The sequence below is a fragment of the Nocardia sp. NPDC051929 genome (assembly GCF_044548645.1).
GTDB classification, from domain to species: Bacteria; Actinomycetota; Actinomycetes; order Mycobacteriales; family Mycobacteriaceae; genus Nocardia; species Nocardia sichangensis.
The window spans coordinates 107,044-133,190 of sequence record NZ_JBIUCG010000004.1; the positions used below are offsets into that span (position 1 = coordinate 107,044).

At 66.3% G+C, this 26,147-nt stretch carries 33 protein-coding genes and 1 pseudogene; 24 read left to right on the forward strand and 10 right to left on the reverse strand.

Features of this window, described 5'->3' with window-relative positions; translation table 11 throughout:
- The first annotated feature begins 87 nt into the window (after nucleotides 1-87).
- The 6 genes from ACIHAX_RS06505 to ACIHAX_RS06530 all read left to right on the forward strand — a co-directional run bounded on the left by ACIHAX_RS06505 (nucleotide 88) and on the right by ACIHAX_RS06530 (nucleotide 5,329).
- Nucleotides 88-882 carry an LLM class F420-dependent oxidoreductase gene (locus ACIHAX_RS06505; RefSeq protein WP_355071212.1) on the forward strand — a complete coding sequence of 265 codons (795 nt, stop codon included), beginning with the start codon at nucleotides 88-90 and terminating at the stop codon, nucleotides 880-882.
- Nucleotides 883-1,034: 152 nt separating this feature from the next.
- Nucleotides 1,035-2,831 (forward strand): ABC transporter substrate-binding protein/permease, encoded by a 1,797-nt coding sequence (locus ACIHAX_RS06510; protein WP_355071214.1) that lies wholly within the window; start codon nucleotides 1,035-1,037, stop codon nucleotides 2,829-2,831.
- On the forward strand, nucleotides 2,832-3,557 hold the full coding sequence (locus ACIHAX_RS06515; protein WP_355071216.1) for an amino acid ABC transporter ATP-binding protein: 726 nt from the start codon (nucleotides 2,832-2,834) through the stop codon (nucleotides 3,555-3,557).
- A 98-nt stretch (nucleotides 3,558-3,655) separates the two neighbouring features.
- On the forward strand, nucleotides 3,656-3,952 hold the full coding sequence (locus tag ACIHAX_RS06520; RefSeq protein ID WP_355071217.1) for a hypothetical protein: 297 nt from the start codon (nucleotides 3,656-3,658) through the stop codon (nucleotides 3,950-3,952).
- Nucleotides 3,953-3,985: 33 nt separating this feature from the next.
- Complete coding sequence (locus ACIHAX_RS06525) at nucleotides 3,986-4,825, forward strand: alpha/beta fold hydrolase (protein ID WP_397276145.1); 840 nt, start codon at nucleotides 3,986-3,988, stop codon at nucleotides 4,823-4,825.
- Nucleotides 4,826-4,924: 99 nt separating this feature from the next.
- Nucleotides 4,925-5,329, forward strand: a complete 405-nt coding sequence (locus tag ACIHAX_RS06530; RefSeq protein WP_356963070.1) for a nitroreductase family deazaflavin-dependent oxidoreductase — start codon at nucleotides 4,925-4,927, stop codon at nucleotides 5,327-5,329.
- Nucleotides 5,330-5,340: 11 nt separating this feature from the next.
- Here the strand turns inward: ACIHAX_RS06530 and ACIHAX_RS06535 are convergent, their stop codons facing one another.
- From ACIHAX_RS06535 to ACIHAX_RS06555, 5 genes are all read right to left on the reverse strand, one after another.
- The gene (locus tag ACIHAX_RS06535) at nucleotides 5,341-5,571 is read right to left on the reverse strand and encodes a hypothetical protein (protein ID WP_355071223.1); all 231 of its coding nucleotides are present in this window, start codon (nucleotides 5,569-5,571) and stop codon (nucleotides 5,341-5,343) included.
- Nucleotides 5,572-5,790: 219 nt separating this feature from the next.
- Nucleotides 5,791-7,047 (reverse strand): CHAT domain-containing protein, encoded by a 1,257-nt coding sequence (locus ACIHAX_RS06540; protein ID WP_397276148.1) that lies wholly within the window; start codon nucleotides 7,045-7,047, stop codon nucleotides 5,791-5,793.
- Nucleotides 7,044-8,570, reverse strand: a complete 1,527-nt coding sequence (locus ACIHAX_RS06545; protein ID WP_397276150.1) for a tetratricopeptide repeat protein — start codon at nucleotides 8,568-8,570, stop codon at nucleotides 7,044-7,046. Before ACIHAX_RS06545 ends, ACIHAX_RS06540 begins: the two co-directional genes overlap by 4 nt.
- Before the next feature lies 1 nt (nucleotide 8,571).
- Nucleotides 8,572-9,591: a hypothetical protein gene (locus ACIHAX_RS06550; protein WP_397276152.1), complete on the reverse strand. Its 1,020-nt coding sequence runs from the start codon at nucleotides 9,589-9,591 to the stop codon at nucleotides 8,572-8,574.
- Nucleotides 9,591-10,940, reverse strand: coding sequence for a hypothetical protein (locus ACIHAX_RS06555; RefSeq protein WP_364424875.1), 1,350 nt, complete (start codon nucleotides 10,938-10,940; stop codon nucleotides 9,591-9,593). Before ACIHAX_RS06555 ends, ACIHAX_RS06550 begins: the two co-directional genes overlap by 1 nt.
- Nucleotides 10,941-11,240: 300 nt before the next feature.
- Between ACIHAX_RS06555 and ACIHAX_RS06560 the strand changes: the two genes are divergently transcribed.
- The 6 genes from ACIHAX_RS06560 (at nucleotide 11,241) to ACIHAX_RS06585 (ending at nucleotide 15,985) form a co-directional block, all read left to right on the forward strand.
- Entirely contained in the window at nucleotides 11,241-11,603 is a 363-nt protein-coding gene (locus ACIHAX_RS06560) for a hypothetical protein (protein WP_355071230.1), read from the forward strand.
- A 121-nt stretch (nucleotides 11,604-11,724) separates the two neighbouring features.
- Complete coding sequence (locus ACIHAX_RS06565) at nucleotides 11,725-12,330, forward strand: hypothetical protein (protein ID WP_397276154.1); 606 nt, start codon at nucleotides 11,725-11,727, stop codon at nucleotides 12,328-12,330.
- 296 nt (nucleotides 12,331-12,626) lie between these two features.
- Nucleotides 12,627-13,202: a hypothetical protein gene (locus tag ACIHAX_RS06570; protein WP_397276156.1), complete on the forward strand. Its 576-nt coding sequence runs from the start codon at nucleotides 12,627-12,629 to the stop codon at nucleotides 13,200-13,202.
- Nucleotides 13,203-13,734: 532 nt separating this feature from the next.
- On the forward strand, nucleotides 13,735-14,307 hold the full coding sequence (locus ACIHAX_RS06575) for a TetR/AcrR family transcriptional regulator (RefSeq protein WP_355071236.1): 573 nt from the start codon (nucleotides 13,735-13,737) through the stop codon (nucleotides 14,305-14,307).
- 697 nt (nucleotides 14,308-15,004) lie between these two features.
- Entirely contained in the window at nucleotides 15,005-15,481 is a 477-nt protein-coding gene (locus ACIHAX_RS06580) for a DUF1772 domain-containing protein (protein ID WP_355071238.1), read from the forward strand.
- Between the two features lie 105 nt (nucleotides 15,482-15,586).
- Nucleotides 15,587-15,985, forward strand: coding sequence for a PPOX class F420-dependent oxidoreductase (locus tag ACIHAX_RS06585; protein ID WP_364424801.1), 399 nt, complete (start codon nucleotides 15,587-15,589; stop codon nucleotides 15,983-15,985).
- Between the two features lie 278 nt (nucleotides 15,986-16,263).
- Here ACIHAX_RS06585 and ACIHAX_RS06590 read toward each other — a convergent pair.
- Nucleotides 16,264-16,518, reverse strand: a pseudogene (locus tag ACIHAX_RS06590) (methyltransferase); the annotation flags it as partial.
- A 112-nt stretch (nucleotides 16,519-16,630) separates the two neighbouring features.
- On the opposite strand from ACIHAX_RS06590, the gene ACIHAX_RS06595 reads away from it, so the two are divergent.
- The 10 genes from ACIHAX_RS06595 to ACIHAX_RS06640 all read left to right on the forward strand — a co-directional run bounded on the left by ACIHAX_RS06595 (nucleotide 16,631) and on the right by ACIHAX_RS06640 (nucleotide 22,679).
- Nucleotides 16,631-16,987: a hypothetical protein gene (locus ACIHAX_RS06595; protein WP_397276159.1), complete on the forward strand. Its 357-nt coding sequence runs from the start codon at nucleotides 16,631-16,633 to the stop codon at nucleotides 16,985-16,987.
- Nucleotides 16,977-17,504 carry a hypothetical protein gene (locus tag ACIHAX_RS06600; RefSeq protein WP_397276161.1) on the forward strand — a complete coding sequence of 176 codons (528 nt, stop codon included), beginning with the start codon at nucleotides 16,977-16,979 and terminating at the stop codon, nucleotides 17,502-17,504. The genes ACIHAX_RS06595 and ACIHAX_RS06600 overlap by 11 nt, the downstream gene beginning before the upstream one ends.
- A gap of 30 nt (nucleotides 17,505-17,534) precedes the next feature.
- On the forward strand, nucleotides 17,535-17,924 hold the full coding sequence (locus tag ACIHAX_RS06605; RefSeq protein WP_397276163.1) for a hypothetical protein: 390 nt from the start codon (nucleotides 17,535-17,537) through the stop codon (nucleotides 17,922-17,924).
- A gap of 412 nt (nucleotides 17,925-18,336) precedes the next feature.
- Entirely contained in the window at nucleotides 18,337-18,873 is a 537-nt protein-coding gene (locus ACIHAX_RS06610; protein WP_364424800.1) for a VOC family protein, read from the forward strand.
- Nucleotides 18,866-19,669 carry a MerR family transcriptional regulator gene (locus tag ACIHAX_RS06615; protein ID WP_397276166.1) on the forward strand — a complete coding sequence of 268 codons (804 nt, stop codon included), beginning with the start codon at nucleotides 18,866-18,868 and terminating at the stop codon, nucleotides 19,667-19,669. The genes ACIHAX_RS06610 and ACIHAX_RS06615 overlap by 8 nt, the downstream gene beginning before the upstream one ends.
- 446 nt (nucleotides 19,670-20,115) lie before the next feature.
- Nucleotides 20,116-20,370, forward strand: a complete 255-nt coding sequence (locus ACIHAX_RS06620) for a hypothetical protein (protein ID WP_397276168.1) — start codon at nucleotides 20,116-20,118, stop codon at nucleotides 20,368-20,370.
- On the forward strand, nucleotides 20,367-20,600 hold the full coding sequence (locus ACIHAX_RS06625) for a hypothetical protein (RefSeq protein ID WP_397276170.1): 234 nt from the start codon (nucleotides 20,367-20,369) through the stop codon (nucleotides 20,598-20,600). The genes ACIHAX_RS06620 and ACIHAX_RS06625 overlap by 4 nt, the downstream gene beginning before the upstream one ends.
- Nucleotides 20,600-20,998 carry a transposase gene (locus ACIHAX_RS06630; protein WP_397276172.1) on the forward strand — a complete coding sequence of 133 codons (399 nt, stop codon included), beginning with the start codon at nucleotides 20,600-20,602 and terminating at the stop codon, nucleotides 20,996-20,998. Before ACIHAX_RS06625 ends, ACIHAX_RS06630 begins: the two co-directional genes overlap by 1 nt.
- Before the next feature lie 370 nt (nucleotides 20,999-21,368).
- Nucleotides 21,369-22,070 carry a hypothetical protein gene (locus ACIHAX_RS06635; protein ID WP_364424797.1) on the forward strand — a complete coding sequence of 234 codons (702 nt, stop codon included), beginning with the start codon at nucleotides 21,369-21,371 and terminating at the stop codon, nucleotides 22,068-22,070.
- A gap of 117 nt (nucleotides 22,071-22,187) precedes the next feature.
- Nucleotides 22,188-22,679 (forward strand): hypothetical protein, encoded by a 492-nt coding sequence (locus ACIHAX_RS06640; RefSeq protein ID WP_364424796.1) that lies wholly within the window; start codon nucleotides 22,188-22,190, stop codon nucleotides 22,677-22,679.
- A gap of 18 nt (nucleotides 22,680-22,697) precedes the next feature.
- On the opposite strand, the gene ACIHAX_RS06645 is transcribed toward ACIHAX_RS06640, so the two are convergent.
- Nucleotides 22,698-23,357, reverse strand: coding sequence for a GAP family protein (locus ACIHAX_RS06645; protein ID WP_364424795.1), 660 nt, complete (start codon nucleotides 23,355-23,357; stop codon nucleotides 22,698-22,700).
- 344 nt (nucleotides 23,358-23,701) lie between these two features.
- On the opposite strand from ACIHAX_RS06645, the gene ACIHAX_RS06650 reads away from it, so the two are divergent.
- On the forward strand, nucleotides 23,702-24,022 hold the full coding sequence (locus tag ACIHAX_RS06650; RefSeq protein WP_397276175.1) for a helix-turn-helix domain-containing protein: 321 nt from the start codon (nucleotides 23,702-23,704) through the stop codon (nucleotides 24,020-24,022).
- Between the two features lie 15 nt (nucleotides 24,023-24,037).
- Nucleotides 24,038-24,496, forward strand: a complete 459-nt coding sequence (locus tag ACIHAX_RS06655; RefSeq protein WP_364424793.1) for a hypothetical protein — start codon at nucleotides 24,038-24,040, stop codon at nucleotides 24,494-24,496.
- Between the two features lie 126 nt (nucleotides 24,497-24,622).
- Here the strand turns inward: ACIHAX_RS06655 and ACIHAX_RS06660 are convergent, their stop codons facing one another.
- From ACIHAX_RS06660 to ACIHAX_RS06670, 3 genes are all read right to left on the reverse strand, one after another.
- Nucleotides 24,623-25,171, reverse strand: a complete 549-nt coding sequence (locus tag ACIHAX_RS06660) for a hypothetical protein (RefSeq protein ID WP_397276177.1) — start codon at nucleotides 25,169-25,171, stop codon at nucleotides 24,623-24,625.
- A 99-nt stretch (nucleotides 25,172-25,270) separates the two neighbouring features.
- A complete protein-coding gene (locus ACIHAX_RS06665) occupies nucleotides 25,271-25,507 on the reverse strand; it encodes a hypothetical protein (RefSeq protein ID WP_397276179.1) in 237 nt (78 codons plus the stop codon).
- Entirely contained in the window at nucleotides 25,497-25,985 is a 489-nt protein-coding gene (locus ACIHAX_RS06670) for a DNA-directed RNA polymerase subunit beta (RefSeq protein ID WP_397276181.1), read from the reverse strand. Before ACIHAX_RS06670 ends, ACIHAX_RS06665 begins: the two co-directional genes overlap by 11 nt.
- Nucleotides 25,986-26,147: the final 162 nt, after the last annotated feature.

The window sequence follows — 26,147 nt, forward strand, 5'->3', positions numbered from 1 at the left end:
CCGGAAGCATCGTGCGGCGACCTGCGGGAACCCCACCGCGCCGGTAGCCTCGGGGCGGGGGCGGGCCGAGCGACGAGGAGTAATGCCATGAGTCGTCCAGTTCGTATCGGAGTTCAGCTACAACCGCAGCACGCGCCGGAGTACCGGCTCATCCGTGACGCGGTGTTGCGGTGCGAGGACGCGGGCGTCGACATCGTGTTCAATTGGGACCACTTCTACCCGCTCACCGGCGATCCCGACGGCGCGCACTTCGAGTGCTGGACGATGCTGGGCGCGTTCGCCGAGCAGACCGAACGGGTGGAGATCGGCGCGCTGGTCACCGGCGGCGGCTACCGCAATCCGGATCTGCTGGCCGATATGGCGCGCACCGTCGACCACATCAGCGGCGGGCGGCTCATCCTCGGCATCGGCGCGGGCTGGTTCGAGAAGGACTACGACGAGTACGGCTACGAATTCGGCACCCCGGGCAGCAGGCTCGAGTTGCTGAAGGAGACGCTCGCCCGGATCAGCGCCCGGCTGCCGAAGCTCAATCCGCGCCCGACTCGCGACCTGCCGATCCTGATCGGCGGCGGTGGCGAGAAGAAGACCTTGCGGCTGGTCGCGCAGTACGCCGACATGTGGCACACCTTCGCCGACCTGGACGTGCTCGCGCACAAGAACAAGGTGCTCGCCGAGCACTGCGCCGCCGTCGGCACCGACCAGGCGCGCATCGAGCGCTCGGTGCAGTGGCCGGGACTGGAGAAGGCGCCCGCTTTCGTCGAGGCGGGAGTCACCACCTTCACCATCGGGGCCAGCGGACCGGATTACGACCTGAGCGAGGTCGCGAAGGCCGTGCGGTGGCGTGACGAGGTCAACCCGGAACCGGTGAGCGGGCTGGCCTGATCCGGATTGCCCGGCGACTGTTGCGCGAGGGCGGTGTGGAGTTCGAATCACCGTGATCGCAACTCTGGACCGCCGCAGCGGCATGGATTCCGGCAATTCCGGCCCTGGGGTAGCCGTGGGTTAGCAGAATTCCGCCGCTAGGGTTGTCCGTCATGGCTGTTCTGCCCGCTGTTCGGTCTCGTGCGTTGATCGCCGTGATATTGCTTGCCGTCGGTCTCAGCGCGACGGCGTGCGGTTCCGGCTCCGACGACGCGAGCACCGAGCGCAACCTCTGCGCACCGCCCGGCCCGGCCGCCGCCTCCGCCGCGCCGACCAACCTGGCCTCGTCGGCCGCCGCGGGCAGCGACCGCTACACCACCGCGACCACCGCGCCGCTGACCTCGATCGACGTCTCGAAGCTCGGCTTGATCACGCCCGGCAAGCTCAGCGTCGGCACGCTCTCGGACGCGCCGCCGAGCATCTGCGTCGACCGGCAGGGCACGTTCACCGGCTTCGACAACGAGCTGCTGAAGGCGATCGGCGCGAAGCTCGGCCTCCAGGTGGAGTTCTCCGGCACCGAGTTCGCCGGGCTGCTCGCCCAGGTGTCCGGCGGTCGCTTCGACGTGGGCTCGTCCAACATCACCACCACCGACGCGCGCCGCCAGCTGGTCGGCTTCACCAACGGCTACGACTTCGGCTACTTCTCCCTGGTGGTGCCGAGCGGCAGCGGCATCAAGGGGTTCGCCGACCTGAACCGGAGCACACGGATCGCGGTGGTGCAGGGCACCGTGCAGGACGAGTTCGTCGTGAACCAGCTGCATCTGGACCCGGTGAAGTTCCCCGACTACAACACCGCCTACGCCAACTTGAAGTCCGGCCAGGTGGACGCCTGGGTGGCCCCGTCCGCCCAAGCGGAAGGCGCGATCAAGCCGGGCGACGGAACATCGGTGTCGCAGAACACCTTCAGCCTGGACAACTTCGTCGGCTACGCGGTCGCCAAGAACAACCAGCCGCTGATCGACGCGCTCAACAGCGGCCTGGACGCGGTGATCGCGGACGGCACCTACGCCAAGCTCTACACCGACTGGGTGCCACGGGAGCTGCCGCCGGGCTGGAAGCCGGGCTCGCGGGCCGCGCCCGCGCCGCAGCTGCCGGACTTCGCGGCGCTCGCGGCGGGCAAGAAAAAGGACGAGACGGAGCAGAACGCGCCGAAATCCACGGTGCAGCAGTTGCGGGAGACGTTCTTCGACTGGTCGCTGTACCGCAAGGCATTTCCCGATCTGTTGAAGACCGGCCTGCCCAATACCTTGATCCTCGCGGTGGTCTCGGGTGCGCTCGGCACCGTGATCGGCATGCTGCTCGCGGTCGCCGGTATTTCGCGGACTCGCTGGTTGCGCTGGCCCGCGCGGGTTTACACCGACATCTTCCGCGGTTTGCCCGCCGTGGTGATCATCCTGCTGATCGGTCTCGGCGTCGGGCCGGTGGTGCGCAACCTCACCGGCAACAACCCGTACTGGCTCGGTGCGGTCGCGCTGGCGTTGCTCGCCTCGGCCTACATCGGCGAGATCTTCCGCTCCGGCATCCAATCGGTCGAGGCCGGGCAGTTGGAGGCGGCGCGCGCCATCGGTTTCGGTTACCGCCAGGCGATGACGCTGGTGGTGATCCCGCAGGGCGTGCGCCGGGTGCTCCCGGCTCTGATGAACCAGTTCATCGCCCTCATCAAGGATTCCTCGCTGATCTACTTCCTCGGCCTGCTCGCCACCCAGCGCGAGCTGTTCGCCGTCGGCCGCGATCTCAACGCGCAGACCGGCAATCTCTCGCCGCTGGTCGCCGCCGGTCTGGCCTATCTGCTGCTCACCATCCCGCTCACCCACCTGGTGAACTACATCGACCGCCGGATGCGGACCGGCCGACCCGACCGGCCGATCGACCAGGTGGAGGCGGCCACGATCACGGAAGGGCGCGGATAGATGAGTGCCTCCCTCACCGGTACCGGACTGCATCTGACGCTCGGACACAACCACGTGCTGCGCGGGATCGACATCCACGTCGACGCGGGCAAGACCGTCACCGTCATCGGGCCGTCCGGGTCGGGCAAGTCGACCCTGCTGCGGGTGCTGAACCGGTTGTACGAGCCCGATCAGGGCGACGTGCTGTTGGACGGCAAGTCCGTGCTCACCGAGAATCCGGACCGGCTGCGGCAGCGTATCGGCATGGTGTTCCAGCATTTCAATCTGTTCCCGCACAAGACTGTCGCGGAGAACGTCGCGCTGGGCCCGCGCAAGCTGCGCGGCCTGTCCAAGGACCGAGCACGGGCGCTGGCCGTCGAGCAATTGGAGATCGTCGGTCTGGCCGACAAGGCCGATTCCCGTCCCGGGAACCTGTCCGGCGGGCAGCAGCAGCGCGTGGCCATCGCACGGGCGCTGGCGATGCAGCCGGAACTCATGTTCTTCGACGAGGCCACCTCGGCGCTGGATCCCGAGCTGGTGAAGGGCGTGCTCGGTTTGATGACCGACCTCGCCTCCGGCGGCATGTCGATGGTCGTGGTCACCCACGAGATGGGCTTCGCCCGCACGGTGTCCGACAGCGTGGTGTTCATGGATCAGGGGCAGGTCGTGGAGACCGGCACGCCCGACGCTTTGTTCGACGACGCGCGGACTCCGCGTTTGCAGAGGTTCCTCGCCCAGGTGCTCTGAGTCGGTAGCACATTCGGGGCAACTTTCATTGATGCGCATCTGCTAATGTATTTGTCATCACGATTCCAGCTATCCGCGCGAGGAAAGAGGGAAATTCGATGACCACAGCACACGCCCAGCACACCGGCCACGACCATGTGCACGGCCCGGACTGCGGGCACACGGCGTTCCAGCACGGCGATCACATCGACTACGCCCACGATGGTCATCTGCATCGCGAACACGCGGGTCACTACGACGAATGCGAGCGGTCCGAGCACTGCGAATGCCGCGATCACCCGCACCGGCACGGTCCGAACTGCGGCCACGAGGCCGTCCAGCACGGCGACCACGTCGACTACCTGCACGACGGCCATCGTCACGCCGCCCACGACGGTCACTTCGACGAGCACTGATTCGCGTCGGTCTCCGGTTCTAGAGTCGGGCGGGTGATCGAAGAACTCGAGATTCGTACCGGGGCGGGAACCTTCGACGTACTGGCCGCCGGCGCTCCCGGCGGACGGGAAGTGCTGTTGCTGCACGAGTTCCCCCAATGCGCACGGGAGTGGGAGTTCCAGCTCCGCGTGCTCGGCGGCGGCGGGTGCCGCGTCGTCGCGCCCGACCAGCGCGGGTACTCGCCGGGAGTGCGGCCGGAGCGAGCCGCCGACTATCGGCTCGAGGAACTGGTCGGCGACGTGGTCGCGATAGCCGACGCGCTGGGGTGGGAGCGCTTCGACCTGATCGGCCACGGCTGCGGCGCGCGGGTCGGATGGGCAGTGGCGGCGGGGCTGCCGGAGCGCGTCCGCACGTTCAGCGCGGTGTCGCATCCGCATCCTTCCGCGCTCCAGCAGGCGATAGCCGAGGACGAGGATCAAGCGTTGCGGTCCCACCATGTGATCGCCCTTCGGCAGCCGCGCACCGCGGAGCGGGCTCTGCTCGCCGACGACGCCGCCGCGCTGCGCCGGATCTTCGAGTGGAAGATCCCGGAGGAACGCGTCGAGGATTACGTGGGCCGGTTGTCGCGGCCCGGCGCGCTCACCGCCGCGTTGAACTGGTATCGCGCCATGGACCTCGCCGGTCCGACCGGCCCGGTGTGCGTTCCCACCTTGTACGTATGGGGCACCGAGGACGCGACCTTCGGCTCCACCGCGGCGCTGGCGACCGGAAAGTACGTCTCCGGCCCGTACCGATTCGAGATGCTCGAGGACGTCTCGCACTGGGTTCCGGAAGAGGCGCCCGAGGCGCTGACCCGCCTGCTGATCCAGCACCTGCTCGCCCATCGCGGGTGAATGCCTCGGCGGCGCTGTTCATCCCGCCGTTCCCCGCACACGGTGTGCGGACGGAGGGAAAGCTGAGTCTCGTCCACCGACAAGCAAGGGAGGTGAACCGTGGACGTCAAGGAAGTCAATCGGCGAACCATCGCCCAGTTCCGAGCGGGCGGCGAGATCGAGGGCATGCAACGCGACCGTCTGATCTTGCTGACCACGATCGGCCGCAGAACCGGCGCCCCGTACACCACCCCGCTGATGTTCCACCACGACGGCGACCGCCTGCTCGTCGTCGCTTCCAACATCGGTGCGCCGAAACATCCCGACTGGTACGTGAACCTGCGGGAGAACCCGCGCGTCACCGTCGAAGTGGGCGAGGAGAGCTATCCGGCGCTGGCCGCCCCGTTGACCGGCGACGACCGTGCCCGCACCTGGGCGATGCTGAAGAACGCCTATCCGTTCTTCGCCGAACACGAGATGCAGACGTCCCGGGTCATCCCGGTGGTCGCCCTCACGCGGGCGTGACGAGCACCGGACTAGCGGCGGGCGCGCGTGTCGGCCGCGTCGACTCGCCGGTCGGCGACCAGGTCGAGCAGGGCGGTCAGATTGTCGGGGTCGGTGGGGTCAACGGCCCCTTCCGGTAGAGCCAGCTCCGTGAGCCGTTGGCCCCGGTGGAAGGCGGCGGGGCGCAGCGGCGGCGCGTCGTCGGGTTGCCCGAGGATGGTGGCGAGGTTTCCGTCGTTGTCGTAGACGGCGTAGTAGCGCATTGGTGGGCTCCTCAGAGGCCGGTCGAGGCGGTCATCCAACTGGTGTTGCTGGTTCTCCTGGTCGCGAATCGTGATGGGTGACGGCGTTCGAGCTTATCCACACGTTCGAAGCTGAGTGTCGGTTTGCGCACTAGTTGCGTTACCCATTCTCGCGCGTTTCCCGCGGCATCGCTGCACGTAGACCGGTATATGGAGACCGCGCGGGATGGTTTGCCCGAGTTAGGCGCACACGGTGGCGAAGGCCGCCCAGAGCACCGGGGAATGCTCGATCCGGCCGATGTCGCGCCATGCGCTGAGACGGTCGCGCTGCCATTCGGCGATGGCGGTCACGGGGTCGGGTCGCTCGTGCGCCTCGTCGATGGCGCAGATCGTCTCCTGGAGCGGGTGGACCTGCGCCGGTGCGCCCGCGACGCGCTGAAAGGCGAAATCCGTGGGCAGCGGCCACCGGCTGGCGGTGACCAGTTCCGCGCCGCCGGTGATCATCGCGGCGGTCAAGCCGAGCGCTTCGCTGAACCGCAGGTCGCCGCCGCTCTCACAGGCGATCAGCGCGACCCGGCTCGGGATCGGCCACAGTCGTTGTCCGGCAACAGGTTCCGATTCGATGGTATGCGTTCCGAGCAGGAGGTCTTTGGCCGAGAGCGGCCGGTGGGTGCGGGACGGTTCCGCGAAGCCGACGGCATCGGCGGTGCAGGCGAGATGCAGTTCGGCGTCCTCACTGCGGCCCGATCCGGGCGCGGCGGCGGTGACGTGTCCGACGTAGAGCAAGCGGCTCGCGCCCGCGCGCAGGACGGAGCCGAGCCAGTCGCGATCGATATCCGTGCGCCGGAAGGTCTCGACCGGGTTCGCTACCGCGGGGCGCAAGCGGTCGTTCGCGGTGTACATCGCCATTCGTTGTGCGAGCGGGGCTTCAGCGGTCATCCGGCCCAGCACCGAGCCGAGCGTCGAATCGGCGCGGAAGCCGGGAACGCGCGGATCCAGCACCGCGACGACCGGCCGCGCGGCGGTCTCGGTCCAGGTGCGGGCGACCCGTCCGGGCGCTTGCGCGACGCCGGCAGGCGCGAGCAGGCTGACGTCGGCGATGTCGATCAGCCGGACGTCGCGATCCGGCGCGACGAGTTCCCACGGCACCTGGGCGACACGCGGTGACGGTTGCAGCCGGATGTGCGGGCGCACGCCGCGCTGCCACAGCTCGTAGAGCTGTGCGGCCAGGCCATAAGGCAAAAGTGCTCGCGAAAGCGCCTGTGCGACGGCATATTCCCGTTCGTAGTCGGCGAACGCGCCGGTGGTGAGCGCCTGCTCGAGACCGCCGGGCTCGGCGGGACGCGGCAGCGCGTCGGCGAGCAGTCCGACCGCCCGCATCGCCGCGTCCTCCGGGAGCACTCCCGCGCCGCGAGGCGCGCTGTCGTCGACCCATCGCCACGACACGTAGATGTCTCCCGCGTCCGCCATGCGGACCAGCACCGTCGGTCGCGTCATACCGTCAGCACCCGATCGTCGCGGATCACCCGGCCGTAGCGCTGTTCGGCGGCGGCGATGAACGGCGCGAGCGCGATTCGGCCTTCCGCGGCAAGTGCCAGGCGCGGTGGCGGAGCGACCGGCAGACCCGCTCCGGCCGCGACCTCTGCCAAGGCGGCGCCCAGTTGCAGGGCGGCGTTGCCGGGATGATCGGTGAAGTCCTCCGGCGGGTCGAGCAGATCTAGCGGAAGCCGTGTGGGAGTCGCCCGTTCGGTGCGATCGAGCGCCAAAACTGTCCCAGCGCACTGTGTTTCGACCAAGTCGGCGACGAGGACACCGTTGCCGGAAAGGTAGGCGAAGCGGAACGCAAGCCGCATCGCGGGGTCGGCGATCTGCCGGTTCCACTGCTCGCGCTGAGTGCCGTTCGGCAAGGTGTGGCGCACGGCGTCGATGGCCAAGGCGGCGGGAACGGCGATCCCCACAGCGCGCCCGAGCAACTCCGCGGGCGGCGACTCGGACGCGTCGATCGCGCCTTCCAGCAGCGTCGCGTGCCAGAAATCGAGCTGGGCGCAGTGCAGGCCTAGGCCACGCTCGGCATAGACCGCGAACGCGGCGGCGAGCAATTCCTCGCACTCTGCGACCCGCCCGGACTTGAACGCCACGGTGGCGGAACGAATGCGCAGGTCGGCGGCATCCAGTACGGCGCTAGACGTGACGAAATACGAGAGGCTCCGCCCGTAGAGATCCTGGGCGTCCGCCAGATCGCCGCGGCCCTCGGCGAGAAATCCCATGGTCTTGAGTCCGACCCCGGCCCGATACCCCAGCCCGGCCTGCTCGAAATAGGCCTGACTGGATCGCAGCGGCGCCTCGGCCTCGTCGTACCGCTCGAGGCGGACGAGCATGGTGGCGAGATTCTGTTCGGTCTCGGCGACCGCGTTGCGGTCGCCCGCGGACTCGAACGCGGCGAGCGCTTGCCGCGTGAAATCGACGGCCAGGTCGCGGCGTCCGGTCTCGAAGTAGGTGGCGGCGAGATTCATCAGCGGGTGACCCGCCAGTTGCGGCGCGAAACGCTGTGCCGCGTCGAGTGATTCGGTGGCGATCTCGGCGGCGTAGGCCCAGTTCTGCCGGTGCAGTGCGACGGCGGTCAGGGAGAGCAGGCAGGCCACGCGCAGCACGCCGAGATCGGTGTCGGTGTTGTCGGCGAGCAAGGCGCGTGCTTGCTCCAGCGCCGCTTGCGCCGCGTCGAGATCGCCCAGATGCTGGAGCGCTTGCGACATGTTGACCAGGGCATTCGGGCGCAATCGCGGTGCGTGTTCGGGCATCTCGGCCAACGCCGAGCGGTAGAGGGCGAGCGAGGCGGCGTGGTCGCCGAGTTCGTCGGCCATGCTCGCGGCGTTGATGATCGCGCCGAGCCGGATATCGCCGGTTGTTCGTTCAGCGGCGTCCTCGAACAGGCGTTTCGCCTCGGCGGGGTCGCCGCGGGTGTATGCGGCGGCGCCAGCGGCGAGCAGTTCCCGGCCGTCGTCCGGAGTCGCCTCGGCCATATCAGAAGTCCGAATCCGATGCGGCAGCCGCGATTTCCGCCAGCAGGAGCGAGTCGGCGGGGTTGCCGGATGCTTCGTCCGCGCGGTGCAGCCGCGTCGTGACCAGGTCGCGAATCCGAGCTCGGCGCGTCGCCGCGTCCGGCTCCTGTTCGTCCACGCCGACGCCCGGGACGTAGATGTGCACGGTCACGCCCGCTTCCGCTCCGGCCGGGGCCGTGCTCTCGGCCCGCCAGAGCTCGCCGTCGCGGATCAGCGGCACGTCGGCGGCGTCTGACTGAGTGCGAATTACGGCCCTAGGGTGCAGGTGCGGCGGTATGTCCGTTGGCGAAAGTGGGGCGGCGACCGCGCTCACCCGCACTATCGTGGTCCCCGCCGCGCGCACCACTTCCCAGGACACGGCGCGCTCCGAGGCGTCGAGCAGGCCCGGCGGGCAGCGATGCCAGTCCCAGCCCGCGCTGCCCCTGGCCAGGACGAGAGCGCCGGGCGCGACGATGGTGGCCGGTCCGGCGGCGAGCGCGTAATCCTCCGCGCGGCCGAGTGCCCGTGCGGCCGTGCGGTCTTCGGGAGTCGCGTCGGCGCCGTCGACGATCAGATCGCATTCCTCGCTCAGCGTGGCTATCTCGTCTTCCAGCAGGTCTTCGTCCAGCGGGGCGATGCCGTCCAGAGTCGACGCGGGCCACCAGCGTGCCGCCCAGCGGGCGTAGCCGAGCCGCCAGGCATGCGCGGCGAGGTCGGGCAGTGCGGGCTCGGCCGTGTATTCCCCTTCACTGCCGCTCGTTTCGTCGAGAGCGATGGCCACCTCTGGGCCGTACACCGCCCAGATCCACTCCTGTGCGAGGTCGAGGTCGTCGAGCACCGCCGCCGGGGTCGTCTGCCCGCTGAGCAGGCTCCACGTCAGATGCCCGCCCGCCACCTCGAGCACGAGCACGTCCACCCCGGCCGCGCCGTCCACGACGGTCGGAGCGTCGTCCGGCGCGATGATCCACAGGCCGTCGCGGCGGCGGATGCGTACGGTCGTCATCAGCTCGCCTTCGTTTCCGCCGCGTCCGGCTCACCCACGCTCGCCCGCACGCTCAGCGCCCGCTTGACCCGCGTGCGATGGTCCAGGATCACCGAACGCGCCACACCGTCGAGCAGATCCCACAGCTCGTCCGGATCGTAAACGGCGAACTCTCGGACATCTCTGCCGTGCAAGCGGACCCACAAGCGCCGCAGGTACGGCTGCCACGGCGTGATCAGCTCGGCGGCGATGGCGGCCAGCGGACCGGTGGGCCGCTCGGCGGACACCACCAGCCGCCGCGCCTGCAACACGTATGCTTCCCGCTGCCAGCGGCTGTTCACCACCTGATGCGCCGTGGATTGCGTTGTTTCCGTCGCTGTTTCGGCTAGACGTAGCCGCGGTCGGCCCGTCGACTGTTCACGACGGTGCTCGATGGGCGCCAAACCGGTCGCCAGCGCGGTCCCCGCCGTCGCTGTTACGCGCAGCGACTCGTCCAGCAGCGCCCACGGTGCACAACTCCGCGCGATCTCGGCGTCGACCAGCTCGGGGATCGGCGGCAGCTCCGCGCGCTCGGTGGATGCCTGGAGCACGGTGAACACCCGCTCGTACACGGTGCGATCGAACGGGAGCCCGAGGGTCGATTTCGAGGCCGAAGAACCGATCGCGGGGCGAGGCGGCACCGGATGCGTGGTCAACCCGAGTTCCTGAGCGGACGCGTCCTGCCACAGCCGGATCCCCGCGTGCGTACCCGCATGGGCGGCGATCAGCCGGTCCAGGGTCTCCTGTCCGTCGGCGTCCTCACCGAGTCGTGCAGCCGCACAGGCTTCCAGCAGCTCGTCCACCTCCGCGTCGTGGTCACCGCCCGGCGGGCCGGTGAGCGGACGCCGCCGCCAGGCCAGCTCGAGCAGACCGGCCAGCTCCCGTTCCCGCTCGCGGTCGGTGAGGTATTCCTTCAGCGCTTGCGTGGTGCGTCCGGCGGTGTACTCGTGGATCTCGCGCAGTGCGTCCTCCGCGACTCCGCGCGCCCGCGCCGGATCCGGCATACCCGAGGTGGTCGCCAGCTCGAAACAGCGCTGGAAATACAGATCCTGCGGGTGCCCCTCGGTGATCCGCAGCGTCCGCCGCACCTGCTTGAGCACCGTGAACCAGGCCGCCGTCGCACGCAGTACATCGGCCGCCGCCTGAATGCGCGCCTCCAACAACACCGCGCCATCCGCCGTCAGGATCGGCCCCGCGCACAACGGATGCTGCACGGGCCGGATCACCAACGGGTCGAGCACGAGCTTCACCGTCCGGCGCAGCGGACCCCCGTGCGGGCCGCTGAGCGGTTCGACACCCTCGAGCCTGCGCCACACCTCATCGAGCACCATGGCGCGCGGTCGTCGCATGCGTGCAGTGTATTGCCGCGACTCTCGTCCCGGCGGGTTCGCGGCAACCTCACGACGGATTCCTCGGCGTCGGTCGTACACGAACCGGCGCCGCAAGCAGTCGCGCTGCTACCTGTGCGGAGCACTTATCTCTTCAAGGGCTCCGAGGTAAGCCGTCACCACCAGGAACGGACGTTTCGTATCGGACACCGAATTGTCCACACTCTCTGTCGGTTTCAGATCTGCCAGTCGTAACATCCAGCCGCTGACGGCCGAAGAGAACCCTGAACAGGAGGAGATTCTATGAAGAAAGTGTTGACTACCGCTGTACGCGTCGCGGCGGCCGGTGTTTCGGGTTTGGCATTCGTCGCAATTGTCGGTTCCGGGACCGCCCAAGCGGCGCCGCAGGATTGCGTCGTCGAGCGAGACCTTTTCGGTGCGTCGACGACTTGCCAACCCGACGGAGGAAGCAACTACGTCTTGCACGTCGACTGCTTCGGCCTCTACGCCAGCGGGCCGTTCCCGCAGTATGGTGTCGGCTCCTATCAAGCGCTCAGCTACCCCTTCACGCCGAGCGGCCAGCGCGTCACCACGGGATGCACGGGAATGGGTCCCGGTGTGGTGGCGGTGGCGACCAACGCTTACGTCGAGATTTATCGCGGTTAGGTTCTGTCTCGAAGTGGTGTGACTTCGAACTGGGTGTGGCTTACCACACACCATTGAATCCGGGGCCTAAGGTCTGACTCGGTCCGCCCATCGGGGGCAGCTGAGTGGAGGGATTCGAAGAATGAAGTTCGAGAAGATCACCGCTGCCGTTTTCCTGGCCGTCTCGGCCGTGGGTATCACCGCGGCGACCGCCCATGCGGAACCGGCCATAACGGAGCAGCCGACTGCGGGGTACACGACTTCCGGTGTGGATCACGGAATCCCCTACGAGATCACTGTTTCGCCAGTCGACGGCGTCGTTACCACTACCGTCGAGAACGGCAGGTTCGAGATCGCACAGAACGGTGCGGTGGTGCTCGAGTCCGGCGACGGAGCGGCAGTGACCGAAGTGCCGCAACAGTACGACGTCGACGGGCATTCGATCGCGATCGCGCAGCACATCGGCGCGGACGGCCGCACCCTGACCTCGACACCGACCGCAGAAGATACCGCGCAGCTGAAGGACATCAGCTCCTACGACCGGCTCAAGGAGCAGATCAACAAGAACCTGCCCGGCGTCGTCGCCGGTGCCATCGTGGGCGGTCTCCTCGGGGCGTGCGTGATCCTGGTCTGGGGAGTCAGCATCCCCATCGGTGCGCTGATCGGTGGAACCATCGGCGGATACGCCATGGGCGGCCCGGAGTTCCTCGATGCCGTACAGGGGTTTGTCGCCAACCAGGGCAGGTGAGAGAGCGGCCGACTCGACACGGCCGGTCGCCCGCGGACCCGGCCGCACTGTACGAGCCCTCCCGCTGTGCACGACGGAAGGGCTCATAGCAACCTGCGTGCGGCAGGCTATCCGGCTGGCTCGGCCCGGTCACCGGCGATGTAGGGACCGCGGACGTAGTCGATGTTGTCGGCGTCGGGGAAATCGGCATCGTGGTACCCGGTTGTGCCGCTGCGGCGGGCCGACAAGAGCCGCCGCGATGACCAACACGGCGAACAGCCCCCGAGATGCGGGAAGATAAGGGCGTGGATCAGGAGATGTCGAGAGCCGGCGCCGAGCTGCTGGCGGCCGACATCGAGTCGGCTCTCGGCTTCGAGGTACACATCGACGAAAGGATCCCCGAGCATCGGCGCCGGATGTCTTTTGCACCGGCCTGGTGGATCGAGTTCAGCGTTCCGGCACTGAACGTCTTCGTCGGCACCAGCCCCGGCGAGTTCACGCCGAGCGGTGTGGCATGCGAGCTCGCCTGGCATATCCACGACGACGTCCTGTCCCGCAGCGGGAAGATCTGGCCCGCCGACCCTGCGGGTGGTGACCAGCCGTTGCTGCCCACCCTTGACGGATGGTGCGGACAGGACGGCTTGACACCGTTCGGGCAGGCCGAGGCAGCGAAGGATCCCGATCCGGACCTCGACGGTGTGGTCCGGTGGTGGCTGCCCCGCCATTCCGACGGGCTCATTGCCAGCCACTCCGGCGACGTGTGGTTCTGCCTGTGGGAGTACAAAGGCGACGAACAACTCATTACCTCGGGCATGCCGGTGACATGGTCCATCGGCGAAGGCGGACACGGAAAGTATCGCAAGGCAAGCGAAGTCCGGCCAGCTCAGCCGTAGTTTCTTCTTGTAGACAGATCTTCCTCGACAAGCTTTCCGGCAAGCTCGCCTCCGTCCGGAACTCGACAAGGCGCTGCTGGTGGCCAACCGGGAAGGCGATCAACCAGCGGTGCACGACGGAAGAGCGCATAGCAACCTGCGTGGGGCAGACTATCCGCCGATCACCTCGACGATGATCTCAACGGGTGTGTCGGTCTGCGTAGAGTCTGAGCATCCCTGTGCCGTCAGCGTGTGCGCGCCAGCGGATTGCGGTGTCCATCGGATCGTGGCGACGCCGTTGGCATCCGGGTAGCGCGTGATCGGCACCCCGCCCAAGTCGGTGAGGTCGTAGATGATCGCCCCGTTTCGCCGCTCGGGATCGCTGACAGCAGCTTGCCCCAGTCCCGACCCTCCACGCGGACAGCCACGAGAACCACCGCCTCCACACTCGCCGTGGCGGCAGGAGGTGTGGAAAGTCCAGGTGACGCCCGTGTTGTGCCGCTGACACCAAATCTAGTGACACTAGATTGTCAAGCAATGCTACAGTCGGTCTATGGGGATCCAGACGCGACGAGAGCGTGAGCGCGCCGAGCGGCACCGGCTGATCATCGACACCGCTCGGGAGTTGGCCGAGTCGCAGGGCTGGGACGCGGTGACTGTGCGCAGGTTGGCGGAACGGATCGAATACAGCCAGCCTGTGCTGTATTCGCATTTCGCGGGCAAGGATGAGATCGTCACGGCGGTCGCCGAGGAGGGTATCGCGGAGATGGCCGCGTGGAGCCGCGCGGCGTTGGAGTCCGCGGGCGGTGAGCCGCGCGCGGCGTTGGCGGCGGTGGCGCGGTCCTACCTCGAGTTCGCGACCGCGCGGCCCGCGCTCTACGACGCGATGTTCCTGATGAAGGTGAACCTCGCGTTCGGCGAGAATGCCTCGCAGCCGCTGCGGGACGCGTTCGCCGTCATGTTCGCCGCTTTCTCACCGTTCGCGGGCGAGCACGATCCGGAGACTTTCACCGAGGTCGGTTGGAGCGCCCTGCACGGCCTGGCGACCCTGGACCGCGGCGGACGTCTGCGACCGGCTCAGCGGGACGCCCGTGTGGCGGTGTTGATCGACCAGTGGACCCGGTAGACCTCTGCCGTAGTGAGCGCACCGATCTGGGGTCGTCATTTCTGCCCTGGCTCGGGCGTTCCCAGAACTCTTGTCTGCCAGAGACTCTTACATCCCTGATTTCGTCGCGTAGTTCCGTACGCGGTTTGTGACCGATTCGCGGTTTCGGCGAGCCGCGGTTTCCTGTTTCCGGTGCGCCGAATCCAGGTCAGGCCGGAAACGGCCATTTTTCGCCCCATCGCATCGCGCGGTACGCGGCAGAGGGGTGCGTCTGTACGGGTGGCCTCGGTGTGCGGCCGTGATGCCGCCGCTCGAGCCGCGGCGGCGTCACCGGGCAGCTGGTCGGATCGCCCGCGTCGAGGTGGGGTTGTCGGGTGCCGTCGATCGCCGAACCCGAAGCGGTCGGGCTGCCCGCAACTCGGTCGACGAGGGCCGGGACCGGCGCGGTCGGGCTGCCCGCAACCCGGTCGACGAGTGCCGGAGGGTAATGAGCCCCAGTCCCACCGGCGGATCCGGCGGACCGAAGACCTGTCAGCGTCAGGTGACGGGCTTGCCGGGCGACGGTGTCCGCTCGGTCGGAAACGCATGTGCGGCTTGCTGATCCGAGCGAGATCCTGCGGTAGCGATCGGAAATCTAGCAAAGCTAGACAAGATAGCGAGCGAATGTTACCGTTGCTCCAGTTCCTAACGAAGCTAGAATTTGGAAAGCGAGCCGAGAATGCTCATCGTCACCGGCCAGATCATCGCCGCCGCCGCCGTTGTCTCGAACGCCATCGTCTATGGCACCGATGTCTCCGTGGCCATGATCACCCGATCGGTCTACCGCAAGCTCGACGACGCGACCGTGACCATGAGTGCGGGATGGGGTCACTACTACGGCGACAGACGCATGCCGGTCGTCGGCGTGGTCGGTGTGGTCAGCGCGGTACTCACGCTGCTGATCGCGTTGTGGGCCGGGCAGATCGGCGCCGCTGTCGCGGCGGGGATCACGGTGGCGGCACTGCTCACCTGGCTGGCCTTCTACGTCCGCATCGCCAAGCCGATCAATTCCCAGCAGACCGCCGCCGCGCGAAGCGGCATCATCCCGGCCAATGCCCGTGCCCTGCAGGACAAATGGGACAGCATTCTGAAATACCGGGTCACCCTGCAGTTCGTCGCCATCGCCGGACTGTGCGCAGCGCTGATCCTGTTCTGACCTCAGAGCACGCGGCAGGCAACAGCTTGCGCTTCCCGCGCCCGACAACTCACAGCTGATCGCCGGGCACACATCTGATATCGAATCCACCAAGGAGTAACCGACATGACCTTCACCATCAACGAACAGCAATTCCTCGCCGAGGCCGGGATCGGTCGGCTGGCCACGGTGTCGCCCGACGGCGTCGTGCAGAACAACCCGACCAGCTATCGGGTGAACGCCGACGGCACGATCGACATCGGGGGCATGCGGATGCGCGCCAGTCGAAAGTACCGCAATGTCGAGGCAGGCAGCCGGGTCTCGTTCGTCATCGACCAACAGGTTTCCTTGGAGCCATACGTGATTCGCGGCATCGAGGTACGCGGCACCGCCGAGGCGCTCGATGACGAGGAGCCACCGTTCCCTCCCCAGGAACGCGCGATCATCCGAATTCACCCCGAACAAATCATCTCCTGGGGCATCGACGGCGGACCCTTCGACTTCACCAGTCGCCGCGCCGAGTAGCCAGGCATCGTGGGCTTCCCACGAGGAAGGCCGTCACCGACCGTCCGCCTCAATCGACCGACCTCCGGCACGGCCGGAACCGACAGATCGCGCTCACACCCCGCATCGCGCTCACGCCCGCGGCCGGTAAGGCCCTCGAAGAGAATTCGGTGGAAGACGACATGCCGAGCCAACCAGAAGTCGGCCCAGTCGCGGACGTACTGAACAGGAAGCTCGCACGGTCACTCCGGGCAACATGCACGCCGGAGAGCTCATCGAAGAGTCAGCAGGGCCGTGGATCATCGGTCGAGGCGCAGTTCCAGCAGGCAACGCTGTTCGGTCAGGTCGGCCACCGTGTCGAGGGTCAGGCCGTGGGCCGTGGCGAGCGTGCGGAATTCCTCGATGCGGCGTTCGCGTCCGCCGAAGATCACGAGCATGGCCAGGTCGAACTCGGTGCCCGCGTGGCGGTCTCCGACCGGTTCGATGATCATGATCCGGCCGTCGGGGCGGACTGCTTCGGCGCAGCGGGCCAGGATGCGGTGCGCGTGGTCGTCGTCCCAGTCGTGCGAATCAAAACTCTGGCCCGGAAATAGCTTCCTTGTGTCCGAGAAAAGTGTGGGGGTTCAGCGGTTCGCGATGACTAGCTGACACGGTGAACTAGGGTGGGTGGAGCCGGACGAGGATCGAGTTGAAGCGGGGGATCTTGTGTTCGACGTCAATCCGGAGAGCCTACGGACGGCGGCGCAAGCATTGGCTGTGTTGCCGGCACAGATGGATGAAGTTGCGTCCTTGGGCGCCGATCAGGTCGACGGGAAGTTGGATGGATCCGCAGTCGGACATAGCCTAGGGCAGACGACATCGTTGGGATCTCGAGCGCGAGAGACGTTGAAAGCCAGATTTATTCGATTCTCAGAGCTTCTCGAACATGCGGCGAGTACCTACCGCGACGACGATATGGCAGCCGCCGCCCAACTGGCTGCGGTGACCGATCTGATCCCGACTGATTCCCACGATGGCAACTAAAGCGACACCTACACCGGGGGAGGTCCTGAGCTGGGACGTTTCGGCGCTGGCTGGCATCGCGGACAGGTCCAACCAGATCGCGGACATGGTCCTGAAGACCTCCAACTCGATGCACACCGTGATCCACGACCTCGCATGGCGGGGACAAGCCCGCCACGCGGCCGAGGACAAGGCCGACCGTGAGCAGACCCAGATGCGTACGATCGCCACGGCGTTCTACGACCTCGGTACTGCCTGCGCAGGCGCTGCCCGCGACATGCAGTACCCGCTGTCGGAGATCAAGACCATTTTCGAGCACTACGTCGTCGCTCCGGTCACCGTTGCCGACGACTACGACGGGTTCATCGTCATCGTCGATCCCAGCACTACTGACCACGGCACCGTGTACCGGCCGAAGGACCCATTAGGTGAGTTCATCCGCCTCACCAACCAGGCCACGGATCCGTCACTCGCCCCTGACAGGCTCCCCGGCGGAACCGGAGGGACGCCTCCTGGAAAACCTGGCGGTGACCGGTAGTTAGCGACCACAACTCGAGGAGAAATACTGTTGGAATTCGATATGTCGAGCCTGACCCACGCGGAACGCGATTTCGTGGACGGGGCTCTTGCCAGTTGGGTGGGAGTCTCGGCGAACGCGCCGATCCCAGTGCGCGCACTGGGGTTCGCCGATCGTGATCGGTTTGATGACGAAACCGCCAGGCTCCGGCGTGCTGTCCGCGACGGAACCATGTTGGCCGAGGTCGAGACGGCCAGAGTGCTGTTTCTGAGCGAACTGGCTTTCGGCAGCGACTTATTCGGTGCGGGTGTCGAATTCCAAATCGTCAACGGAATGCGCGACGCCGAAGCGATCACGATCCTGCGTTCCTTGCAGCGGAAGCTCTACACCCGTGCTGGCGCCAAAGCGTTGTTCGAGCCCGAACTCTACGCACCCGGATAACTGAGCCTCATGGCCCCTCGTGCAGTCTCTCGGTCGGCGATCGGCGTAAGCCTGTGTCGTCTACGCGAGACGCACATCCGTCGTGGCCAGGCCGAAGATCTCGCGTCCTGGGACTTCGCGACGATGACGACGACAGCGGTCCTGGTCTCGGGGCCGAGCGACTCGACGCGTCCGGTGAACTCGACGCTCCCGACAGCGGCGGCTTCGACGACTGTGTAATTCGACAGCCGGACCCCGTACCCGGTGGGGCGCCCGGCTGACACCTGCACTATCCATTCATCCGCAGTCGGAGTCTCGGCCCTACCGCCGCATGGGCTGACGAAGGACAAGGCCACCATGCCCCCAGCTCGAGCGCGATGTCTCTGCCCTGCGGCTTGACCGTCACGCAGCGTGAGGCCGGAAGGTGGGGTGCATGAGTGATTACTACAACGCGTTCGAGATCAGTCCCGTGCCCGATCCCGGCCCGGACGCGGTCCCGCCGGAGCCGTTTCGTGGCATTTATGGAATGCCCGCGTTCGTGACTATCCCCACGAGCGATTTGGCGGCGTCGGTGGATTTCTGGATTCGTGGGCTCGGGTTCTTCGAGCTGTTCAGCATTCCCGGCAGAGTTGTGCATCTGCGCCGGTGGGCCTTTCAGGACGTACTCCTCGTCCCGGCGGGGAGCGTTCCGGAGCAGGCGCCGGCGGTGAGCTTCAGTTTCGCGTGCGTGCTCAGCCAGGTCGATTCCCTTGTTGAGAACTGTCGTGCGTTGCGCCCGAACTCGGTCGACGGTCCACGGGATACCCCGTGGAACACCCGTGACGTGGAGGTGATCACCCCCGAGAACGCGCGGATCGTTTTCACCGCGGCGAAGCCCTTCGATCCGGCCAGCCAGGAGGCGCGGAATCTCGAGGCCGTCGGGATCACCCCACCGGGTGTCGGTCGCGGCGACAATGTTGAGCATGCCTGATGCCACTGACGCCGATGGCCTGACTGTCGGTCAGGTCTCGACGCGTCTGGGCGTGACGGTCCGCGCGCTACACCACTGGGATGAGATCGGTCTGGCGCGCCCGTCGCTGCGCACCGTCGCCGGATATCGGCTCTACGCCGCAGGTGATCTGGAACGCCTGCACCGCATCGTCGTCTACCGTGAGCTCGGTCTCGGCCTGGACAGGATCCGGGCCATCTTGGACGATTCGGCCGCAGACGTGCCCGGCGCATTGCGCGCGCAGCGCATCCAGATCGCCGAACGGATCGACCGGCTCCAGCAACTCGGCGCCGGACTGGATCGGATGATCGACGCCCACGAGCGCGGCCTGCTGCTGACCGTGGAGCAGCAGGCCGCGATCTTCGGCCCCCAGTGGGACCCGGACTGGCCCGCCCAAGCCCGTCAGCGGTACGGAGACACGACGCAATGGCAGCAGTACGCCGAACGCGCAGCCTCTCGCGGTCCGGAGGAATGGCAGGCCATCGCCGACGCCATGGCCGACCTCGACCGTGCCCTCGGGGATGCGATGGAAGCCGGGGTCACACCGGGGAGCCCAGAAGCGAATCAGCTCGTCGAGCGGCACCGCGAAGTCTTCGCTTCGTACTTTCCACTCACCAGGCAGATGCAGGTCTGTCTCGGCCGCAGGTACGAGGCTGACCCGGGATTCGCCGCCCACTACGACGGCATCCGCGCAGGCCTTGCCACGTGGTTCCGTCGAATCATCGACGCCAGCGCGCGCGCCCACGACATCGACCCGGACACCGCGAACTGGGAGTAGAGCGGGGGCGGAGTCATCCGAAACGGATGAACGATCGCACGGGTTGTCACTTCACTTTCGCAGTTTTGGGCAAACGAGTGTTCGACGCGTACGGCGATGTTCTCGGCTACCGACTACGGGCGCGCGGCCAACCCCGCCGGACAGCGTGTAAAGAGTCTTTACAGTCCCGCACTCCAGCGCTGACCACCCCGCCACGACCAGGAGAACCCGATCTGTAAGCGGCTACTTAAGACTGGTGGTAGGGCTCGATCCCGGCCAGGATCAGTCCCAGGTACCCGGTGGGAGGCTCTCTAAGCGGCTGACCACCAGCGTCGTCGGTGTGGCTCGCTAATGGCTTGCGTCCCATCGGGTTACCGTGCGGGCGTGGCTGGAAAGGGGTCTGACCAGGCTCGAAGTAGCGGTGCCTTCCTGCACGGATACCGATCCGTCGATCTGGAAGGATACCGATGTCGGTCATCATCGGCATTGACCCGCACAAACGCTCGGCCACCATCGAAATCATCGACTCCGACGCGAAGATCCTCGCGACCGGGCGTTACGGCACCGACACCGCCGGATACAGTGAAATGCTCGTCGCCGCACAACGATTCCCGCAACGGGTATGGGCGATCGAGGGTTGCAACGGTGTCGGACGGCATGTGGCGCACCGGCTCGTGGCCGACGGGGAAACCGTCATCGACGTGCCCGCACCGAACTGTTGAACCGTATTCACCGGCTGCTGCTGGAACTGGTGCCCGGAGGTGCCAAGAGGTTTCTGTCGGCCATGCAGGCCCGCGCCCTGGCCGAGACCGTTGAACCCGGCGATGCCGCGGCCCGGGTTCGTTTACGGCTGGTGAACGAGCTGATCGACGATCTCGAGGTCGTCGACCGGAAAACAAAAGCTGCGGACAAGAACTCAAGCAACTGGTTCTCGCACGCGGGTCGACTCTGATGGATCTGAACGGCATCGGACCCTGCGGTGCGGCACGGCTTCTCGCCGACACCGACAACGTCCACCGTTTCGTGTCCCGGGACCGGTTCGCTTCCTGGAACGGCACCGCACCCTTGGATGCCTCCTCCGGCCAGCAGCAACGACACCGGCTCTCCCGAGCCGGCAACCGCAAGATCAACCACGTCCTGCACACCATGGCCGTGGTCCAACTGCGTCACCCGACGGCAGGCAGGGGCTATTATGACAGCAAGAAGGCCGCCGGGAAGACCTCCATGGAGGCGATGCGGGCACTCAAACGGCGTCTGTCCAACGTCGTCTACCAGCGGATGCTCGCCGATCAGCGGCGGCCCGGACCTACCGCCATACAGTCTAACGGCGAACTCCCAACTGCCTCTTGACATAAAGGGGAGCCATGTCAGTTCATGTCGAGATGTCGTGCTCCCGAGGCCATGCACTGGCGGATACCCAATGATGGGAAGTTGATCGAGGCCCGGACCCCTAGCCTCGGGACGAGACCGCGCCGGTTCTATCCATCATCGAAATCGAACGTTTCCGCGTTCCTCCAGAGGTTGTTGTATGACTCGCACTACGCCGCCACGTCCGGTCGATCTCGTGGCCGTCTTTCCTGAGCTGGCGCCACTGGCCCGCACCGCGACTCGGTTGCACCCCCGTCCGGGAACACCATCGGCGCACGACAGTTCGATCGGGGGGCCACTGTTGTGGCCGGCGAGCGAGCCATGGCCGTACTGCCACGCTGAGGACCACGATTTGGAACCGGATTCCGACGGTTCGATTGCGATGGTGCCGGTCGCGCAGTTGTACGTCCGTGACGTGCCCGGTTTGTCTCCGCCCGAGGGGGCGGACCTGCTGCAAGTGTTGTGGTGCCCCTTCGAGCACGACGACGATGGTATGCCCAAGACCGCACTGTTCTGGCGGTTGGCAGCGGCGATCACCGACGTTCTGATGGATCCTCCGGAACCCGCGGAGTACGAGGAAGACCTGGTGCCCGATTCGTGCATGATCGATCCGGAACAAGTGATCGAATACCCGCACTCAGGGGAGCTCGAGGGGGAGCTTCGGCAACGAGTGGACCAGTGGACCATGGCCCAGATTCCCGGAGTCGAGTTCGGCGGTCTCGAAGACGACGATCACCCTTACAACTTCTTGTGTATCGCACCCGGATGGAAGATCGGCGGCTTTATCAGATGGGGCATGCAAGATCCCTATCCGAATCCTTGCCCCACCTGCGGCACCCCGACCGAGCCGCTACTGACGATCGCCAGCCGCGAGTGGCGATCCGACATCCACCACTGGATTCCGTATGAGGACCAAGCCGCCAACATCTCATGGGGCGCTTACCAAGGCGGGCCGAGCACGCCGACCCAGATCTGTGTCTCCGACGTCAACGACCAGATCATCCGAATCTGCCCGGTGTCACATGAGCACCCACACATCCAGATGATGCAATAACCAATTACACGCCGAACGTTCACTTCCACGGCTGCGGTGTAACCGTGCTCGGCATTACCGAGCACTATGGTTCAGGATAGTCAGGTAGGTCTGAGCGACCGGAATGGCAGCTGACGTGTGACAGCCGGTGACCTTGTCGGCGCGTTCCGATCCCAGCCGGTGCGGGTGCTGGTCGTGCGCGAACCTCGCCGATCCGGTCTGGCGCTGCTGACCACCGACACCACCACCGCGGCAGCCGAACTCATCGAGCGGTACTCGATGAGGTGGTCCGTGGAGGTCGCATTCTTCGACGCGAAGCATGTCACCGGCGCCGACGAGGCCCGCAACCGCACCCGGCTCGCGGTGGAGCGCACCGTCCCTTTCGGGATGCTCACGCAGACCCTGGTGATCCTCTGGTATCACCTCGCCGGGCATTCACCGGGCGTCGTCGCCGAGCACCGCGGCCGGGCGCGCTGGTACACCACCAAACACCATCCCAGCTATCCCGACATGCTCGCCAAGCTGCGCCGCACGCTGATCGCTGCCCAATATTGTGCCGACCTACCTGGCGACCCCACCCCTGAACAAATTCACACCATTCGCCTGGCCTGGGCAAACACCGGGACCTGATCGCGAAACACGAGGTTGTCAGAGGCCGCGCAGACCTTTGCCGAAGACGACGGTGCCCATGATGAGCAGCACGATGGCCAACACCAGGTGGCTGTTGGCCTGGAGCCGATTGCGCAGGCGTTCGAGCGGGTTGCGTAGCCGGTCGGCGGCGAGGATGTAGCCGAGAATCACGGCTAGCACGCTGGAGGCGGCGAGCAGAGTGAAGACGGCGACGGCGACGATCTGGCCGCCGACGCTGGTGTTGCTGGAGCCGATGATCACGCCTGCCGACAGGCACAGCAGCAGATTCTTCGGGTTCACGGCCGACAACAAGATCCCCAGCCCGGTGGCCCTGGCGACGGTGAGTCGGTCGACCGCGCGCATCCACCCGGGTACCTCGGTGTCGGTGCGCGACCGCCACTGTGCCACGGCCAGCGCCAGGAGCAGTATCCCGAGCACGATCTTGACCCATGCGCCCGCCGTCGAGGGTTGCCGATCAGCCGAACCACCCAGCGACCCGGACAGCAGCGCCACAAGCGTTGTCGCCGCGAGGATGCCCACGACCCAGCCGAGCGCGAACCCGCGACCGGCTCCGCCCGCGTGGGCCGACAGAATCATCAAGATCGCCGCGATGATCGGAATCGGTGAGATCGCGACCCCTACCGCGAGCGGCAACAGATCACCCAGGACAGCGCCCATCTTCCGAACCCTAGAGCAGCCACCGCGCCGTTCAGGGGATGCGGACCTTTGTCGGCGGCCTTCGTAACCACCCTGTGCCCCTGGGCCAGGCTCCGCTGTGGCGATATCACCCCGGAGGGAGGAGGACAGATGACCCGCCTATTTCGACCGCCAGAAGGTCGGTGCCGGTGCTCCCGCCACGCAGTCGGCCCGGTAGTTCCAAGGTCGGGCCGCCCAGTAGGAAATAACGTAGAAGTTGTATAACGCTGGGGATATAATCGTGTGGAAACAGTGGTATATCGACAACATTCCGCTAGCCGAAAAGCGTTATCAACGATGGCTCGATACGAAGGACAGTGAGGACGATGGCACGTAGTTCGAAGGACGTGAAAAATGACGTGCATGCGCAGGGACTCATCGATCCGGCGCATGTCGCCGAGGCAAAGCTAGAGATCGAAGGGGCGCAGCGAGCTTATCGGCTGGCGCAGGTCCGTAAGGCTCAGGCGCGCACACAGAGTGAGATCGCCGAGGCGATGGGTGTTACGCAGGCGCGGGTGTCCAATATCGAGCGGGGCGACATGTCACATACCGAGCTCGGCACACTGGCAGCCTATGTTCGTGCGCTCGGGGGAAAGCTGCGTGTGGTAGCTGAATTCGGTAACGGCGACACTTTGGCTTTGCAATAACTGCGGCCTTGTCCGGTGGTGACCTTACGGCCAGCTTCTGTCGAGTACCCGTTCTGGTCTGAACTCGTGCAGTGCGCTTCCGACACCGGCGATGCCGAGGCATCATTCGTTCGATACCAAGCGGCGTCGCCGAACCGGCACGGCCGCTATCCGGGCGTTTTCGCCCTGGTCAACGGTTTGGCGTGGTCAGGATTCCTCACCGTCGAGCAGGAGGCGTTCCGGCGACGTGAAAATAGTTGGTATCAGGAACATCTCATCGATCCCGGGCAACTCGATCTCTCGCCCTACGACCGAACCCACCACCCTCGGGCAGAAGCATGGTTCAAGTCCTCAGCCACTCGGTTCATCGCCCGTGTGGGCGGCTACCTCGCGATACTGGACGCCCACGGCGTCGCATGGACTCGTCTGGAATCGGATGACCCAGGCCATGTTCTCTACGACGATCCCTACCAGGTCATCGTCACCCCTCGCTGATTCCGCCTCGGACGTATGTGGTTCGCATGGTGGGAAGATCACGAGTGGCACATGGTCGCGGCAAAGCCCGAGAAGCCCCTCCACCGTGCGCCACTCGCGGGACCTCTTCCTGTTGGCGTTGAGCGTTCATGGTCCGTCGTAGAGGCGCTCGTTCGGTAACCGCCGTAGGCCGGTCGTGTCGCCGGGAAGCACTTCGACGGAGTCGACGAACTGTCGTCGGTGCTGCTCCTGGAGGAACCATAGTGCGGATGTGAGGCAGGCGGCGAAGTCCAGGCGGTGACCGTCGATCACCACCGCCAGGCGCACGTCCGGCTGCTCCGGGTGCGGCGACACTTGCTCTCGGGTGTGGTCGAGGGCCGGTTGGTGCTTGCGCCGCACGGAAGAGTCCGCGTGGGCGGCTTGCATGATCACTCGCCGACGATGATCTTCGGAAGTACCGAGGAGCGCGCCCCCTGGACCCTCCGATTTCCTCAGTTTGTACAGCGCCGCTATGTAGGTGGCGCAGGTCATGGGTGGGCAGTCTTGGTGATGGTGGTAGGCCGTGCGCGCGGCCTCGTAGCTTTGCATCGGCCAGTGCGGGTTGTTGTGGTCCAACCACGAAAGCGTCCGGGCGAGGACGTTGGTGTCGTAGCACGGTCCGCTCGGGTCAGCCTCGGCATCGCCGTTGGCTGCCATTCTGTTCGAACACCTCCCGCGAAACGGCGGCACGGAGCCGCGACGGAATTTCGGAGTTATGTGCGTATGGCCGCCACGCTTCAGATGGAGGGCCAGCCGTTACGCCGGAATCAGCTCCGCGCGCACCCACGGATCGCGGCGCGGCTCGGTGAGGTCACACATGTGCTGGATATCGGCGTCGGATGGGAGCGGTCGGCTCGCGGCCAGTTCCAGATAAAGCTTTTCGGCGCAGGTGACGCGGTACTCCAGGATCGCCGTGCTCACGAAGAAGCAGATCGCGAGCCACGAGACGACGCCGAAGGCGATGAGCGCGGGCATCATCGTGTTACCGGCCATAGCGCGGAGCCGTAGCAGTCTGCGACCCCACGTCGGACCATGCCCGCACGGCATCGACGACAGCAAGGCCGGACGGTAGGAAGGCGTTCCGAGCCGGGACAATCCATTGCCGGATGGAGCCGTTCGGGCTAGGGGAGGGGAGTGCGATAACGGCTCCCTCTCGCGCGATGCTCACGTCCCTGCGGAACATCTCAGCGAACAGTTTCACGTCGTCGTCTTCGATGTCGGGACTGATGAGGAACGTCCAGCGACCCGAACGCGGGTGTCCGACAATAGGTCCGAGCGCGACGCCTCTGCTCTGCATGTGCGCTTTCACCGCTCGGCCCAACCTGCTCGGCATCGTCACCGCCCACACCGATCCGGCGCGCATCACGATCCGGCCGAGTTCCGGTGGGTCGATCACGGCGTTGAAACCGCAACTCCTTCGGTAGAACATGCAGCGGGAACGCGGTGTGTCCCCGAACTCTCCTTCGTCCATCGGTAGGCCTCAGCTCACATCGACTGGCGGGTTAGGTGCGCCCGGCCCGGACACCCATGCTGGGCGGTGAACCGGTGTCGGGAACGTGAGCGGAAGATCGCCGCCGCCTGCTCACGCCGCCGGGCGCACTACAAGGAGACAACCAAAACCCGTGTCGTCGCG

Coding starts and splice junctions, on each gene's coding strand:
- ACIHAX_RS06505 (WP_355071212.1), top strand. CDS start 88: ATGAGTCGTCCAGTTCGTATCGGAGTTCAGCTACAACCGCAGCACGCG.
- ACIHAX_RS06575 (WP_355071236.1), top strand. CDS start 13,735: ATGGGGATCCAGACGCGACGAGAGCGTGAGCGCGCCGAGCGGCACCGG.
- ACIHAX_RS06570 (WP_397276156.1), top strand. CDS start 12,627: ATGTCGAGAGCCGGCGCCGAGCTGCTGGCGGCCGACATCGAGTCGGCT.
- ACIHAX_RS06520 (WP_355071217.1), top strand. CDS start 3,656: ATGACCACAGCACACGCCCAGCACACCGGCCACGACCATGTGCACGGC.
- ACIHAX_RS06565 (WP_397276154.1), top strand. CDS start 11,725: ATGAAGTTCGAGAAGATCACCGCTGCCGTTTTCCTGGCCGTCTCGGCC.
- ACIHAX_RS06535 (WP_355071223.1), bottom strand. CDS start 5,571: ATGCGCTACTACGCCGTCTACGACAACGACGGAAACCTCGCCACCATC.
- ACIHAX_RS06610 (WP_364424800.1), top strand. CDS start 18,337: ATGAGTGATTACTACAACGCGTTCGAGATCAGTCCCGTGCCCGATCCC.
- ACIHAX_RS06555 (WP_364424875.1), bottom strand. CDS start 10,940: ATGGTGCTCGATGAGGTGTGGCGCAGGCTCGAGGGTGTCGAACCGCTC.
- ACIHAX_RS06600 (WP_397276161.1), top strand. CDS start 16,977: ATGGCAACTAAAGCGACACCTACACCGGGGGAGGTCCTGAGCTGGGAC.
- ACIHAX_RS06515 (WP_355071216.1), top strand. CDS start 2,832: ATGAGTGCCTCCCTCACCGGTACCGGACTGCATCTGACGCTCGGACAC.
- ACIHAX_RS06585 (WP_364424801.1), top strand. CDS start 15,587: ATGACCTTCACCATCAACGAACAGCAATTCCTCGCCGAGGCCGGGATC.
- ACIHAX_RS06650 (WP_397276175.1), top strand. CDS start 23,702: ATGGCACGTAGTTCGAAGGACGTGAAAAATGACGTGCATGCGCAGGGA.
- ACIHAX_RS06615 (WP_397276166.1), top strand. CDS start 18,866: ATGCCTGATGCCACTGACGCCGATGGCCTGACTGTCGGTCAGGTCTCG.
- ACIHAX_RS06545 (WP_397276150.1), bottom strand. CDS start 8,570: ATGGCCGAGGCGACTCCGGACGACGGCCGGGAACTGCTCGCCGCTGGC.
- ACIHAX_RS06560 (WP_355071230.1), top strand. CDS start 11,241: ATGAAGAAAGTGTTGACTACCGCTGTACGCGTCGCGGCGGCCGGTGTT.
- ACIHAX_RS06645 (WP_364424795.1), bottom strand. CDS start 23,357: ATGGGCGCTGTCCTGGGTGATCTGTTGCCGCTCGCGGTAGGGGTCGCG.
- ACIHAX_RS06660 (WP_397276177.1), bottom strand. CDS start 25,171: ATGGCAGCCAACGGCGATGCCGAGGCTGACCCGAGCGGACCGTGCTAC.
- ACIHAX_RS06630 (WP_397276172.1), top strand. CDS start 20,600: ATGGATCTGAACGGCATCGGACCCTGCGGTGCGGCACGGCTTCTCGCC.
- ACIHAX_RS06540 (WP_397276148.1), bottom strand. CDS start 7,047: ATGACGCGACCGACGGTGCTGGTCCGCATGGCGGACGCGGGAGACATC.
- ACIHAX_RS06550 (WP_397276152.1), bottom strand. CDS start 9,591: ATGACGACCGTACGCATCCGCCGCCGCGACGGCCTGTGGATCATCGCG.
- ACIHAX_RS06670 (WP_397276181.1), bottom strand. CDS start 25,985: ATGGACGAAGGAGAGTTCGGGGACACACCGCGTTCCCGCTGCATGTTC.
- ACIHAX_RS06580 (WP_355071238.1), top strand. CDS start 15,005: ATGCTCATCGTCACCGGCCAGATCATCGCCGCCGCCGCCGTTGTCTCG.
- ACIHAX_RS06510 (WP_355071214.1), top strand. CDS start 1,035: ATGGCTGTTCTGCCCGCTGTTCGGTCTCGTGCGTTGATCGCCGTGATA.
- ACIHAX_RS06665 (WP_397276179.1), bottom strand. CDS start 25,507: ATGGCCGGTAACACGATGATGCCCGCGCTCATCGCCTTCGGCGTCGTC.
- ACIHAX_RS06620 (WP_397276168.1), top strand. CDS start 20,116: ATGTCGGTCATCATCGGCATTGACCCGCACAAACGCTCGGCCACCATC.